At 74.2% G+C, this 13,354-nt stretch carries 14 protein-coding genes; 8 read left to right on the top strand and 6 right to left on the bottom strand.

The annotated features are described in order from the left end of the window. From VGH76_RS11505 to VGH76_RS11545, 8 genes are all read left to right on the top strand, one after another. A partial coding sequence (locus VGH76_RS11505; protein WP_331556816.1) for a pyridoxal-phosphate dependent enzyme occupies positions 1 to 724 on the top strand: 724 nt, incomplete at its 5' end. Positions 725 to 796: 72 nt separating this feature from the next. Further along, complete coding sequence (locus VGH76_RS11510; protein WP_331556817.1) at positions 797 to 2,341, top strand: DUF6777 domain-containing protein; 1,545 nt, start codon at positions 797 to 799, stop codon at positions 2,339 to 2,341. A 269-nt stretch (positions 2,342 to 2,610) separates the two neighbouring features. Next, complete coding sequence (locus tag VGH76_RS11520; RefSeq protein ID WP_331556818.1) at positions 2,611 to 3,297, top strand: SDR family NAD(P)-dependent oxidoreductase; 687 nt, start codon at positions 2,611 to 2,613, stop codon at positions 3,295 to 3,297. Further along, positions 3,294 to 4,355 carry an S-adenosylmethionine:tRNA ribosyltransferase-isomerase gene (locus VGH76_RS11525; protein ID WP_331556819.1) on the top strand — a complete coding sequence of 354 codons (1,062 nt, stop codon included), beginning with the start codon at positions 3,294 to 3,296 and terminating at the stop codon, positions 4,353 to 4,355. Before VGH76_RS11520 ends, VGH76_RS11525 begins: the two co-directional genes overlap by 4 nt. Positions 4,356 to 4,364: 9 nt before the next feature. Then, the gene (locus VGH76_RS11530) at positions 4,365 to 5,222 is read left to right on the top strand and encodes an HPP family protein (protein WP_331556820.1); all 858 of its coding nucleotides are present in this window, start codon (positions 4,365 to 4,367) and stop codon (positions 5,220 to 5,222) included. A gap of 82 nt (positions 5,223 to 5,304) precedes the next feature. Continuing rightward, positions 5,305 to 5,970, top strand: a complete 666-nt coding sequence (locus VGH76_RS11535) for a PaaI family thioesterase (protein WP_331556821.1) — start codon at positions 5,305 to 5,307, stop codon at positions 5,968 to 5,970. A gap of 182 nt (positions 5,971 to 6,152) precedes the next feature. After that, positions 6,153 to 6,464, top strand: a complete 312-nt coding sequence (locus VGH76_RS11540; RefSeq protein ID WP_331556822.1) for a hypothetical protein — start codon at positions 6,153 to 6,155, stop codon at positions 6,462 to 6,464. A gap of 461 nt (positions 6,465 to 6,925) precedes the next feature. Then, entirely contained in the window at positions 6,926 to 8,242 is a 1,317-nt protein-coding gene (locus tag VGH76_RS11545) for an MFS transporter (RefSeq protein ID WP_331556823.1), read from the top strand. A gap of 43 nt (positions 8,243 to 8,285) precedes the next feature. Here the strand turns inward: VGH76_RS11545 and VGH76_RS11550 are convergent, their stop codons facing one another. From VGH76_RS11550 to VGH76_RS11575, 6 genes are all read right to left on the bottom strand, one after another. Beyond that, positions 8,286 to 9,194 (bottom strand): ABC transporter permease, encoded by a 909-nt coding sequence (locus VGH76_RS11550; RefSeq protein ID WP_331556824.1) that lies wholly within the window; start codon positions 9,192 to 9,194, stop codon positions 8,286 to 8,288. Beyond that, positions 9,184 to 9,981, bottom strand: coding sequence for an ABC transporter ATP-binding protein (locus VGH76_RS11555; RefSeq protein WP_331556825.1), 798 nt, complete (start codon positions 9,979 to 9,981; stop codon positions 9,184 to 9,186). The genes VGH76_RS11550 and VGH76_RS11555 overlap by 11 nt, the downstream gene beginning before the upstream one ends. A gap of 22 nt (positions 9,982 to 10,003) precedes the next feature. Then, the gene (locus tag VGH76_RS11560) at positions 10,004 to 11,083 is read right to left on the bottom strand and encodes an ABC transporter substrate-binding protein (RefSeq protein ID WP_331556826.1); all 1,080 of its coding nucleotides are present in this window, start codon (positions 11,081 to 11,083) and stop codon (positions 10,004 to 10,006) included. 377 nt (positions 11,084 to 11,460) lie between these two features. After that, positions 11,461 to 12,009 carry an endonuclease domain-containing protein gene (locus VGH76_RS11565; RefSeq protein ID WP_331556827.1) on the bottom strand — a complete coding sequence of 183 codons (549 nt, stop codon included), beginning with the start codon at positions 12,007 to 12,009 and terminating at the stop codon, positions 11,461 to 11,463. After that, positions 11,985 to 12,251: a hypothetical protein gene (locus VGH76_RS11570; protein ID WP_331556828.1), complete on the bottom strand. Its 267-nt coding sequence runs from the start codon at positions 12,249 to 12,251 to the stop codon at positions 11,985 to 11,987. The genes VGH76_RS11565 and VGH76_RS11570 overlap by 25 nt, the downstream gene beginning before the upstream one ends. Before the next feature lie 156 nt (positions 12,252 to 12,407). Further along, positions 12,408 to 13,250, bottom strand: a complete 843-nt coding sequence (locus tag VGH76_RS11575) for an MBL fold metallo-hydrolase (RefSeq protein ID WP_331556829.1) — start codon at positions 13,248 to 13,250, stop codon at positions 12,408 to 12,410. Positions 13,251 to 13,354: the final 104 nt, after the last annotated feature.

The raw sequence follows: 13,354 nt of genomic DNA on the forward strand, positions 1-13,354 counted from the left end.
CCGCTCCTTCCCCGAGGTCTACCGGCCCGACGTCCTCGACCGGATCGTGACGATCGGCGACCGCGAGTCGATCCGCACCGCCCGCACGCTGGCGAGGACCGAGGGGCTGCTGGTCGGCGGCTCGTCGGGGACGGCCGCCGCCGCGGCGCTGCGGGTCGCGCACGAGGCCGGACCCGACGCCGTCGTCGTCGCGATCCTCCCCGACTCCGGACGCGCGTACCTGTCGAAGTACCACTCCGACGCGTGGGTGCGCCGCCAGGGCTTCCTCGACGACGACCGTCCCGGGACGCTCGCCGACCTCGCCGGTGAGGTGGTCAGCGTCCCGACCGGCACCTCGGTGGGCGAGGCGCGGGCGGCGCTCGAGGCGTCGGGGCAGCCGGCGCTGCCGGTGGTGCTCGCCGGGCGACCCGACCGGTTCCCGCCGGCCGCCGGGGAGGTGCTGGCGCTACTGTCGGCCGCCGATCTGCGCGGGCCGGACGGCGCCCCGGTGCCGGTGCCTCCGATGCCGCCCGTCGGGATCGGCACCGGGGAGACGGGCGGCGAGGCGCTGGCGCGGCTGGGTCCCGACGTCGAGATGGTGCACCTGGTGCGCGACGGGCGGCTGGCGGGTGTGGTCTCCCTAGGTGCGCTTCACACCCATGTGCGGGGTAGGGAGAACCCCCGGGAGGTCGGAGGGTCGTCCCCGCCCTGCTCGGGGGTGCACACGATCGTTCCGACGCCCTGATCGCGACAGGCTTCTCCCATCACCGAGCGGGCCGGACGGAGGCCCCCCGGAACACCACCGAGGAGCCCCGAGATGAACACCTTCGATCCCCGCACCGTCCGCCCCACCCACACCGACCAGACCACCCAGCCCTACGGCACCCCGACCTTCCCCGGCCAGCAGTTCCCCGGCCCGGTCCCACCGCCGCGCCCCCAGCCGCAGAAGAAGCTCCCGCTTGCCGCGAAGCTCCTGGCCGGCGTCGTCGCCGTCGGGATCTTCGCCGGTGGCGCCGGGGCGTGGTTGGCCTTCTCGGGTCCGTCGGCCGAGGCCGCGGTCCAGTCCACGTCGTTCGCCGGTGCCAACCCCACGGCCGTCCCCTTCGGCGTCGACGTCCCGCAGGTCGCCACCGTTGCCGCCACCGGGCCCCAGCCCGGCGACACCGCCGGCCTCTACGCCGCGACCACGCCGCCGGCCTGCACCACCGCCGACTTCCTGTCCCAGCTGCAGGCCGACCCGGCCAAGCTGGCCGCCTTCGGCGGGGTCTACGGCCTCGGCGCGGGCGACGTGCCGGCCTTCGTCAACAGCCTCGCCCCGGTGGTGCTCCGGGCGAACACCTCGGTCACCGACCACCCGTACCAGGAAGGGGCGTTCGTCGAGCAGCCCGCGATCCTGGCTCCCGGTACCGCGGTGCTGGTCAACAGCTACGGCGAGCCGACCGTCAAGTGCTTCAACGGCAACCCGCTGACCGCGGGCCCCGAGGCCGCGGACGCGATCACCGTCCTCCCGACGCCCCAGGTCATCACCAACTACTCGTTCACCACGATCGACAACACCCGGGTCGTCGTCGTCCCCGGCAAGCCGGACCCCAAGCCGCACCCCGGCCCCAACCCGACCACCACCCCGCAGCCCGACCCCGCCCTCGTCAAGGCCGCCCAGGAGGCCAAGGCCAACGCCGAGAAGGCCCGCACCGACGCCACCGCCGCCCGGCAGAAGGCCGTCGGCCTCGCCGCCGAGGCCACGCGCGCCCAGGCCAACCTCGACGGGGCCCAGGCCGACCTGGACCGGGCGCTGAAGGACGGCGCGACCCCCGCCGTCATCGCCGAGCTGACGAAGGTCCGCGACCTGGCCAAGGAGGACCGCGACACCAAGCAGAACCAGGCCAAGTACGCCGACGCCCCGGCCACCAGCGCCGAGGGCACCGCCGACCAGGCCGAGAAGAACGCCAAGGAGGCCCAGGACAAGGCCGACGCCTCCGCGAAGGCCCCGGCCGACGAGAAGGGCAAGGACGAGAAGAAGGAGAAGGACGCGAAGGTCGCCCCGAAGACCGACGACGCCCCGACCGCCGCCGGCCAGGAGGGCCAGGGGCCGGTCCAGGGTCAGGTCCAGAACAAGGTCGCCCCGGCGAAGCCCGACACCCTCACGAAGGTCTGCGCCCCGGTCGTCACCGAGGCCCAGGCGACCCCGAACTGCCCGGCCACCGTCTCGACCGACTCCGCCCAGAAGGCCCCCGCCACCACCAGCACCGGCGACGAGAAGACCTCCACCGACTCGTCCAAGGACACCGGTTCGGCCAGCACCTCCGGCTCCGGCTCCTCCGGCGGCTCCCAGAAGACCCAGAAGGGAGGCTCCGACAAGTGATCTGACCCCCGAGACGGACGCCCGGCCCCCTCAGCAAGGGGCCGGGCGTTCGTGTGCGTTCAGGCCGAGGCCCACCGCCGCCGGTAGGCCAGGGGCGACACCCCGACGGTCGCGCCGAGGTGGGCGCGCAAGGACGAGGCGCTCCCCAGGCCCGCTGCCGTCGCCACCCGGTCGACGGCGGACCGTGCGCGGTGGCGGCGGTGCTCTCCTGGAGCGTGGCACGTCGTCGCGCTTGACCTTTACTATTGTTCAGGTTCCAGGCTGGTGGCATGACCGAACAGCACGTCCCGACCGCCCTCGTCACCGGAGCCTCCCGGGGACTCGGCCGGGCCCTGACCGACCAGCTCGTCCGCGACGGCTGGCGGGTCGTCGTCGACGCCCGCCACGCCGCCGACCTCACCTTCGACGCGCCCGCCGTCACCGCGGTCCCCGGCGACGTCACCGACCCCGCCCACCGCCGCCGGCTCGTCGAGGTGGTCGACGGGCTCGGCGGCCTGGACCTCCTCGTCAACAACGCGAGCCTGCTCGGCCCCAGCCCGCAGCCGGAGTTGGTCGACTACCCCCTCGACGTCCTCACCGAGGTACTCGCCGTCAACGTCCTCGCCCCGCTCGCGCTGCTCCAGGCGCTGCACCCGCTCCTCCGGCAGGGCGCCCGCGTCATCGACGTGTCCTCCGACGCCGCCGTCGAGGCGATGGCGGGCTGGGGCGGGTACGGCGCGTCGAAGGCGGCGCTGGACCACCTCACCGCCGTGCTCGCCGTCGAGGCGCCGCAGCTGCGGGTGTACGCCGTCGACCCCGGCGACATGCGGACCGTCATGCACCAGGAGGCGTTCCCGGGCGAGGACATCGGCGACCGGCCGCTGCCGGAGACGGTCGTCCCCGCGCTGCGCGCCCTGGTCGACGGGACGCTGCCCAGCGGGCGCTACCGCGCCGCGGACCTGGTGGTGGCGTCGTGACCGCGCCCGTCACGCGCTTCGTCCTCCCCCACGACCGCGCGGCCACCGCCCCGCCGGAGCGGCGCGGGCTGACCCGCGACGGCGTCCGGCTGCTCGTCGCCGGGCCAGAAGGGGTCTCCCACCGGCGCTTCGCCGACCTCGAGGAGTACCTCGAGCCCGGCGACCTGCTGGTGGTCAACACGTCCCCGACGATGCCCGCCGCGCTCGACGCCCGTCGTCGGGACGGCTCCCCGACGACGGTGCACGTGTCGACGACGCTCGACGACGGCACCTGGGTCGTCGAGCCGCGGCGCCCCGGCGGCCCCGATCGCACCGTCACCGCCGGGGACGTCCTCATCCTCGACGACGACGTCCGGCTCGGGCTCCTCACGCCCTACCCGGATCCCGACGCGAGGCTGACCCGGCTCTGGCGGGCGCTCCCCCACCCGTATCGGGAGGCCGGGCCGTTCCTCACCGCCCACGGCCGGCCCATCGGGTACGACTACCTCGCCGGCGCCTACCCGCTGGCCGACCACCAGACGGTGTACGCGACGCCGACCTCGACCGGGATGGCCAGTGCGGAGATGGCCAGCGCCGGCCGGCCGTTCACCGAGCGGCTGCTGGTGCGGCTGATGGCGCGCGGGGTGGCCGTCGCGCCGATCGTGCTGCACGCCGGGGTCTCCAGCCCCGAGAAGCACGAGCCGCCGATGCCCGAGCGGTTCGCGGTCCCGCCGGCCACGGCCCGGCTGGTGGGCTCGACGCGGGCCGCCGGCGGGCGGGTCGTCGCCGTCGGGACGACGGTGGTGCGGGCGCTGGAGTCGGTGGCCGATCCGGACGGCACCGTGCACCCCGCGAGCGGCTGGACCGACCTCGTGCTGGGGCCGGACCGTCCCGCGCGAGCGGTGACGGGGCTGGTCAGCGGGCTGCACGCGCCGGAGGCGAGCCACCTGCTGCTGCTCGAGGCGGTCGTCGGACCGGAGCTGGTGGGCCGGGCGTACGAGGCCGCCGTCGAGCACGGCGACTACCTCTGGCACGAGTTCGGCGACTCGACGTTCCTCCGGGGTGCTTCGCCCACCTAAGGTCGAGGTGTGGTGCTGCGGGCGGGGCGGGTGATGACGCAGGGCGTCGTGACGGTGACGCCCGACAGCCCCCTCGAGGAGGCCCGCTCGCTGCTCACCGCGAACCGCTTCAGCGCCCTGCCGGTCGTGGACCGCGAGTACCGGCTCGTCGGGATCATCTCGACCCTCGACGTCCTGCGCGCCGAGGTCGACGGACGGGCCGACGCCCGCGTCGGCCAGGTGATGACCCGCGACCCCATGACCGCCACGCGGGACACCGCGGTCTCCATCCTCGCCCACCGGCTGCGCCACTACGGCGAGCGCCGCGTGATGCCGATCGTGCAGCGCGGGATCCTCGTCGGGGTCGTCACCCGCGGCGACCTGCTGCGCCCGCCCGAGCGGCGGTCATTCTTCGACCGCCTGCTCGGCGCCGAGCCGGTCGACCTCGACACGCCGATGGCCGACCAGCCCCGGGTGGGCACCACCGCCGGCGAGGTGATGACGCCGCGCGCCGACCTCGTCGTCGCCACCACCGACACCCCCGTCGACGTCGCCGCCGCGGCGCTCTCGGCCAACCGGCTCACCGCGCTGCCCGTCCTCGGCCGCGACGACCGCCTGCTCGGCATCGTCAGCGAGGCCGACCTGGTGACCGACGACCTCTCCGGGCGCCGGAGCCCGCTCCCGGCCGTCGTCGGCGACGCGATGACGACCCCCGTGACCGCGGTGCGCCACGACGTGCCGCTGGTGAAGGTCGCGCGGAAGATGATCGAGTACCGGCGGCGGGTGTTCCCGGTGCTCGGCGACGACGGCCGGGTGATCGGCATGGTCAGCCGGGGCGACCTGCTGCGCGCCGACTCCCCGCCTCCGCCCACAGCGCAACTCGCGTGACGCTGTCCACGTCGGCCTGCGTGTCGGCCTGCGGTGCTGGACGGTGTCCTCGAGGGACGAGGCGAGCAGGCGGGAGCAACGGGTGAGCGACGAGTCCGCGGGGACGTCCGGGCGGGACGACACCCTGGTGAGCCCGCTGGTCCCCACCGACCCCGACGACGCCGCGTCCCGCACCTGGACCGGCGCCCCGGTCCCGGCGGGCTACACCGACATGATCGACGAGCTCCGGGAACTCCTGGATCGCGTCGCGGTCGCCGCGCCGAGCGACGAGGTCGTCGCCGACACCACCAAGGCCATCGCCCAGCTGAACACGTGGCTGGCCGAGTACGAGGTCGCCGAGACCGAGCGGATCGCCGGACGGATCCTCACCGCGCCGGGCCGGGCCCAGCTCGCCGCTCCCCCGTTCCAGCTGGACGAGGTGCGCGACGACCGGGCGTCCGGGCGCGTGCGGTTCGGGGCGCACTTCCTGGGCAGCAACGGCGTCGTCCACGGCGGCGCCATCCCGATGCTGTTCGACGACCTGCTGGGGCGGCTCGCCGTCGTCGGCGGCCGGCCCCGCTCGCGCACCGCCTACCTGCACGTCGACTACCGGTCGGTCGCGCCGATCGACACCGACCTGCGGTTCGAGGCCTGGGTCGAGCGCGAGGAGGGCCGGAAGCGCTTCATGCAGGGACGACTGCTCGACGGGGACCGGGTCTGCGCGGAGGCCGGCGCCCTGTTCGTCGCGCTCCGGCCGGGCGCAAGGTAGGTGTGCTTCGCGCACGTGACGTGCCAGGATCGACGCTGTGCCAGGACCGGGAGTGCGACTCGTGCGCCGCACGTACGTCGATCTCCTGCGCGTGGTGACCGACGGCTGTCGCCGGCCCTCCGGCCGCTGACCCCGTCCGTCGACGCGCCCGCCCCGGGCCGTCCATCCCCTCGAGGAACCCCGTGTCCGTCACCACCACGCGCCCCGTCCAGCCGCCGTCGGATCGCCACCGGGACCGGCGCCCGCCCCGCGCGCTCGCCCGCGCCGTCGTACTCGCCCTGCGCCGGCTCCACGAGGCCCAGGGTGGCGACGTCCGGCAGCGCTGGGCGCGGTACCGCGGGATGGAGGACGCCTTGCGCGCCGCGCTCGACACGCAGTCGGCGACGGAGTGCGACGCCGTCCCGGCGGTGCGGATCGCGTGCGCCTACCTCGCCGCGGGCGACGCCGAGGAGGCCTTCGCCGCGTTGCTGACCGCCAACGACAAGCTGCGCTGAGAACGCCTCGCCCGCGGGACGCGGGAGTGCCGGAAACCCTGCCCAACGGTCAGGGTTTCCTCCGCGTCGACGGTCCCCCGCCTCGCGCGCACCGAGCGCTCCTGGGAGATCACACTCGCCTGACCCACGGTGTGAGGGAGTCGATGCCGGGCTTTTCACCGTGGTCGGCAGAGGGCACTCTGACCGCATGATCGGCAGCCCCGGCCCGGAGCGCGCGCGTGGTCGCGTCCTCCCCCGGGTGCCGCTGGCCCGTCGTCGTCACGTCGACCACGGCCGCCGTCGCACGCAGGCCTGTCCGGCCTGATCAGCGCACCTCTCCCCGGCCCGCCCGCCACCGGCCCGTCGGGGACGACCTCTGCGCCCGGCCGGACCGCGATCGCCCACGTCCGGCCCCGGCGCGCGCCGCACGCCCCGCCGGCCACCGCCCGCCGTCGGGACCGACATCCCTGCGAGGGCCCGCGATGACCACGACCCCTGCCACCAGGACCGACGAGGAGCGCACCGAGCCACCCGCCCGGGCGCGGACGGTGCTGATCGCCTCGCTCATCGGCACGACGATCGAGTGGTACGACTTCTTCCTCTTCTCCACCGCGGCGAGCCTCGTCTTCCCGAAGCTCTTCTTCCCCGCCGGCGACGAGACCGTCGGGACGCTGCTGTCGTTCGCGACGTTCGCGATCGGCTTCGTCGCGCGCCCGATCGGTGGGCTGATCTTCGGACACCTCGGTGACCGGCTCGGGCGGCGCGCGACCCTCGTCGCGACGATGGCGATCGCCGGGGTCGCGACCGCCCTGATCGGCGTGCTCCCCTCCTACGCCGCGATCGGGCTGTGGGCGCCTCTGCTGCTCGTCGCGCTGCGCGTGCTCGGCGGCATCGCGCTTGGGGGTGAGTGGGGCGGGGCGGTCCTCATGGCCGTGGAGTACGCACCCCCGGGCCGGCGCGGGCTGTGGGGCTCGAGCCCCCAGATCGGCCTGGGCCTCGGCCTCGCGCTCGGGACGGGAGCCTTCGCCCTGCTAGGCGCCGCCATGGACAACCAGGACTTCCTGGCGTGGGGCTGGCGGATCGCCTTCCTCGTCAGCATCGTGCTCGTGGCGATCGGGCTCGTCGTCCGGCTGCGGGTGTTCGAGACCCCCGCCTTCCGGCGCATCCAGGGCGGGGCCGAGATCTCCCGGGTGCCCGTGGTCGACGTCGTCCGGGAGCCCGCCTCGCGGCGCAACCTCCTGCTCGGCCTGCTCGCGCGCTGGGGCGAGGGTGCGGCCTTCAACACCTGGGGTGTCTTCGTCCTCACCTACGCGGTCACGACCGTGAAGATGCCCAAGGTCGAGGTCCTCATCGCGGTGACCGTCGGCGGGCTCGTCAGCGCCGCGGTCGTCCCGATCGCCGGACGCCTCGCCGACCGTTTCGGGCGCCGCGCGGTCTTCGCCACCGGGTGCGCCGTGTTCGGCCTCGCCGTCTACCCGGCCTTCGCGGGGCTGGGCACCGGGTCGTTCGCCGTGGTGCTCGCCCTCCTCGTCGTGACCCTCGGCCTCGTGTACGGCATCCAGTCCGGCTCCGAATCGACCCTGTTCGCCGAGCTGTTCCCGACGCGGACCCGCTACACCGGCATGTCGCTGGTCTTCCAGGGCAGCGGGATCTACGCGTCGGGTCTGACGCCGCTCATCCTCACCTCGCTGCTGGCGGTGGCGGGCGGGTCGCCGTGGTTGGCCTGCGCCTTCCTCGTCCTCACCGCCGTCATCAGCATCGTGTCGACGGTGTTCCTGCGGCCGGTGGTCGATCTCTGAGCGGATAGGGCCTACGTGCTCCGTTCGCCCGCGCTCGTCACCCTCACGGCCCGGTGGCCAGCCCGCGGGCCTGGAGGATGCGCCGCTCGGCCGGCCGGAAGGCGATCAGCTCGACCCCGATCCCGACGATGAGGATCAGGATGATCGCCGCCATCACCGAGGGCATGTCCGAGAGCGACTCCCCCTGGTTGAGGTAGGCGCCCAGCCCGAAGCCGAGGCTCGGCGACGTCGCGATGATCTCGGCGGCCATCAGCGAGCGCCACGAGAACGCCCAGCCCTGCTTGAGCCCCGCGAAGAACCCGGGCAGCGCCGCGGGCAACATGATCAGGCGGGCAGCCTGGAACCGCGTGGCGCCCATCGCGTACCCCACCCGCGGCAGCAGCGGGGGCACCTGCTCGATCCCCGACACCAGCCCGTTCGCGATCGAGGGCACCGCGCCCATGAGGACGACGAAGTAGATCGTGCCGTCGGTCAGCCCGAACCACAGCACCGCGGCCGGCACCCAGGCCACCGACGGCAGGCTCTGCAGGCCGGTGAGGACGGGCCCGATCGCGGACCGCACCAGCGGCACCGTCGCCACCAGGAGTCCGAGGGGCGTCCCGACGATCACCGCGAACAGGAAGCCCAGCACGGCCCGGCTGATCGAGGTCCAGATGATCGACAGCGCCTGCCCGCCGGCGAACTCGTTCCCGATCGTGCCGAACACCGCGGCGGGCGCGGGCAGCTTGAACTCCGGCAGGATCGCCGACGCCCAGAGGATCTGCCAGACCACGACGAACAGGGCCACCGCCACGATCGGCGGCACGACGCTCGTCAGGAACCGCCGCCACCACGGCACCCGCCGCTCGGTGGGGGTGTCGAGCGCGTCGAGCCCCCGCCCGACGTCGATCGATCCGTCGACCTCACCCGCGTCGCGCTCCTCGGTGATCACCCCATGGTCGTCACCGGCCATGGGCGGAGATCACCTCGCGCAGCTCGGTGGTGATGTGCCCGTGCAGCTCCTCAGGGTCGGCGTCCGTGCCCCACTCGCGCACGACCCGGCCCGGCCGCGAGGACAGCAGCACGACCCGCTCGGCCAGCCGCACCGACTCCCGGACGTCGTGGGTGACGAACAGGATCGTCGTGCCGGTAGCCTCCCAGACGCGCAGCAGCTCGGCCTGCAGGAAGTCGCGGGTGATGGCGTCGAGCGAGCCGAACGGCTCGTCCATGAGCAGGACGCCGGGCTCCACCTCGGTCGCGCCCGAGCCCGCCGTCCCGGTGGCCGCCGCGAGCGCCCGGGCGAGCGCCACCCGCTGGCGCATGCCGCCGGAGAGCTCGTGCGGCCGCTTCTCGGCCTGGCCCTCCAGGCGGACCAGGCTGAGCAGTTCGCGGGCGCGCTCCCTCCGCGCGGACCGGCTGACCCCCGCGAGGCGCAGCGGCAGCTCGACGTTGCGGCCCGCGGTGAGCCACGGCAGCAGCGCCGCCTCCTGGAACATCACCGCCGGCCGGGCGGTGCTGCGGTCGACCGTGCCCGAGGTCGGCGTGTCCAGCCCGGCGACCAGGTTGAGCAGCGTCGACTTGCCGCACCCCGACGCCCCGAGCAGGCACACGAACTCCCCGGGCGCGACGGTGAGGTCGACGCCGTCGAGCGCGACGACCGCGTCGGCACCGGACCCGAACACCTTCGAGACGTCCGTGACCTCGACGGCGGGCGGGCCGGTGCGCGGGGCGGGGCGCGAACGGTCCAGCGTGGCGGTCATGGGGCTGCCCTCCGAGGGTGGGTCACTTCTGGTCGAGACCGGCGGTGTCGACGGTGGGACGGCCCGCCGCGGTCAGCACCTGGTTGAGCGGCCCGACGTCGAACAGGCCCTTGGTGTTGGTCGCGGACTGCGCGGTCCCCGCCGTCACCGCGTCCTGCGCGAGCTGCGGGAAGAGCGGGGCCAGCGGGTCGGGGTTGAGGCTGACCGTGCTCCACGCCCGGTCCAGGACGTTCTGCGGCAACGGCTTGCTGCCGGCGGCGCCGAGCCCGGCGTTGGCGGCGGCCTTCGCGGCGTTCGGGTCAGTGGCGCCGAGCTGCTCGGCCGCGACGAGGCCCTTGAGGAAGGCCGCGACGGTGGCCGGGTGGGCCTGGACGAAGTCGGTGCGGGCGATGACGACGGTGGTGGGGAACTGGCCGTTGGGCCACAGCGTCCGCTCGTCGATGAGCTGGGTCGCGCCGGCCTGGAGCACGAACTGCGACGCGTAGGGCTCGGGCAGCCACCCCCCGTCGAGCTGGCCGGTCTTGTACGCGTCGAGGGCGCGGGCGTTGTCGATGTTGACGACCTCGACGGCGCCCGGCCCGGTGCCGATCGGCAGGTTGTTGCCCTTGAGCCACTTCTTGAGCGCGATGTCCTGGGTGTTCGCGAGCTGCGGCGTCGCGATCTTCTTGCCCAGGAGCTGCTGCGGGCTCGTGATGCCCGGCCGCACGACGAGCTGGGCGCCGCCCGACGTGGCGCCGGAGATGACGCGGATGCCGTCGGGGTTCTGCTTGTAGGCGTTGATCGCCGGACCGGACCCGATGAAGCCGACGTCGATGGAGTTGCCCAGCAGCGCCGCGGTCTCGGCGGGGCCGGCGTTGAACGTCTGCGTCGCGAGCTTGGTCTGGCCGAGGTTCTGCGCGAACAGGCCGTTCTGCACCCCGATGAGGGCGCCGGCGTGGGTGATGTTCGGGAAGTAGCCGAGGCGCAGCTGCGCGGCGGGGCCCTGGTCGGCCACGGGGGCGGGGGCGGACTCCTGGGCACGGGTGCAGCCGGCGGCGAGGGCGAGGGCGACGAGCGCGGCGGCGACGACAGCGAGCGCGCGACGGGGACGGGATCGGGTCACGGGTCGGGGTTCTCCTGGGGCGGCCCCACGCGCGAGTCGGCGGGGTCGTGGACGGGGGACGGCGAGGGTCCGCGGCGCACGTCGGGGTCGGCGTCGTCAGGCGGGTGACGTCGCCGGGCGCGGGTGCGCGGGCGTCAGGAGAACAGACAGGCGCAGCTGTACACGCGGCCGAAGTCGACGTGGCGACGGGCCACGAGGAGGACTCCGGCGGTCATGGTCTGCAAGCCTGCCATGCGCCGCGCCCTCCTGCCACGTTCGTGATCCGGACGACGCAGCGTCGATCCGCGCCCGGACCCGATGGAGGCGGGCCGCCAGCCCTGGTGATCACGTCTTCGGTGGCGACACGCCCAAGCGGCGCCAGGACACGCCGCACAGGTTCAGATCATGAACGCGCGCCGCCGTTCGGCGAGCGCATCGAGCACGTTCGTCAAGACCTGGTCGGGGTTCTCGGTGAGCTCGTGCCAGTTGGTGCGGATCACCAGCCAGCCCTCGAGGACCAGGGCGTTCTGCCGGTCGGTGTCCCGCAGAAAGGCGCGAAGGTCGCGGTGGTAGGCCCACCCGTCGATCTCCACGAGCACCTTCAACTCGTCGAAGGCCAGGTCGAGCAGGGCCTGTCCGTAGCCATGGAGCCACACCGGTCGGTCAGCCCGCCACCCGGTGATCCCGGCCGCCGTCAGAACGCGGTGAGCCACTCGCTCGGTCCGGGAGCGAGCCCCGCCGGCCGCCAGGCGCAGCAGCTCGGCGCAGCGGGTGGCCCCGTGGCGGCCAGTGGCGCGACGATGCGCCCGCAGCAGCGCCTCGAGGTCCACCGCCCGCTGTTGGAGGAGTCGGTCCATCAGCCGCGCTCCCGCCGGGAGGTCGAGACCCGCCACGGCGGCCAGCACCGCCGGGGCCTTCTTGCTCACCGCCACCCCGTCCACCACCACGCGGTCCTCGGGCGGGCCGCTCGACGCAGCAGCCGCACACCAGGACGGGGCCGGGGCTGGCGCTGCTGGTCGACGGCGAGCTCGATCCGCGCGGGCGCGGTGTCGATCAGCCGCCACCAGGACAACGCCGTGCTCCCGACCAGCGTGGCGTCCGAGCCCACCGAGAGCGTGGCGGCGCGGATGCGGGCTCGAGGCGTGTCGGGGTGATCGGCAGCGCGCAGGACGCCGCGCATCACCGGCACGAGCTCTCCGCGGGCGACCTTCGCCGCCAGGGCCGCCGAGCTGTAGCCGATCTCGGGCTCCCGACGATTCCGTGACCGAGACTTCAGCGGCGTTTCCTGGCGCCGCTTGGGCGTGTCGCCACTGAGCTCATGATCATGACGGACGGTCGCGGGGGCCTACGCGAAGCAGGTCAGCGGGCCGCCGTGGTAGGTGACCATGTCCCCGAGCGCGGCGAACACGTCGATCGACCCGCCCCGCTCGAGCCCGTCGAGCTCGGCGTAGGCGCGGTGGAGGTTCCCGACGATGCGCTCCGCGTCGGGCCAGTCGGCGAACCGGCCGAGATCGGTGTCGCGGGCGGCGTCCAGCGGGCTCACCCCGGCCGCCCGGCCGCGCTCGGCGACGTCGAGCACGAAGCGCAGGTAGTCCAGGGTCGCGTCGAGCGGCGCGCGGTCGTGGAACACCGGGCCGTGGCCGGGCACGGTGGTCTGCGCGGCCAGGGGCGCCAGCACGTGCTCCAGGACATCGACCGCTCCCGTCACCGACCCCATCAGCAGGAACGGCGTGCCCCCGTTGAACACGAGGTCGCCGCAGAAGAGCGTCGAGCGCTCGGGGAACCAGACGATCGAGTCGTTGGTCGTGTGCGCCGGGGTCCCGACGTGGACCACCTCGGCCCGCAGGTTGCCGACGTGCAGCGCCACGCGGTCGGTGAAGGTCAGGAACGGCGGGTCGAGGGGCAGGTCGCCCCAGTCCGGGTTCTGCCAGAACGGCAGCTCGCGGGCGGGCCCGAACGCGATCGCCTCGGCCCGCGCCTTCTCGTGCGCGACGATCGTGGCCCCGCCGAACAGCGCGTTGCCGAAGGTGTGGTCGCCGTGGTGGTGGGTGTTGACCAGGGTCCGGACGGGGGCGGCCGAGACCGACGCGATCGCGTCGAGGAACGCACGGGTGCGCCGCTCGGTGGCGCACGAGTCGACCGCGACGACGCCCTGCGGCCCGACGACGAAGCCCGTGTGTTGATCCACCAGGTGCCGTCGGGCTGGACGTAGGCGTGGATGCCGTCGGACACCTCCTCCAGCCGGGGCGGGCCGGGCTCGGTGATGTCGTCGTGACGGGCGCTCATGGCCAC

Origin of the sequence: Actinomycetospora sp., from assembly GCF_036497585.1 — a bacterium.
Classification (GTDB): domain Bacteria; phylum Actinomycetota; class Actinomycetes; order Mycobacteriales; family Pseudonocardiaceae; genus Actinomycetospora.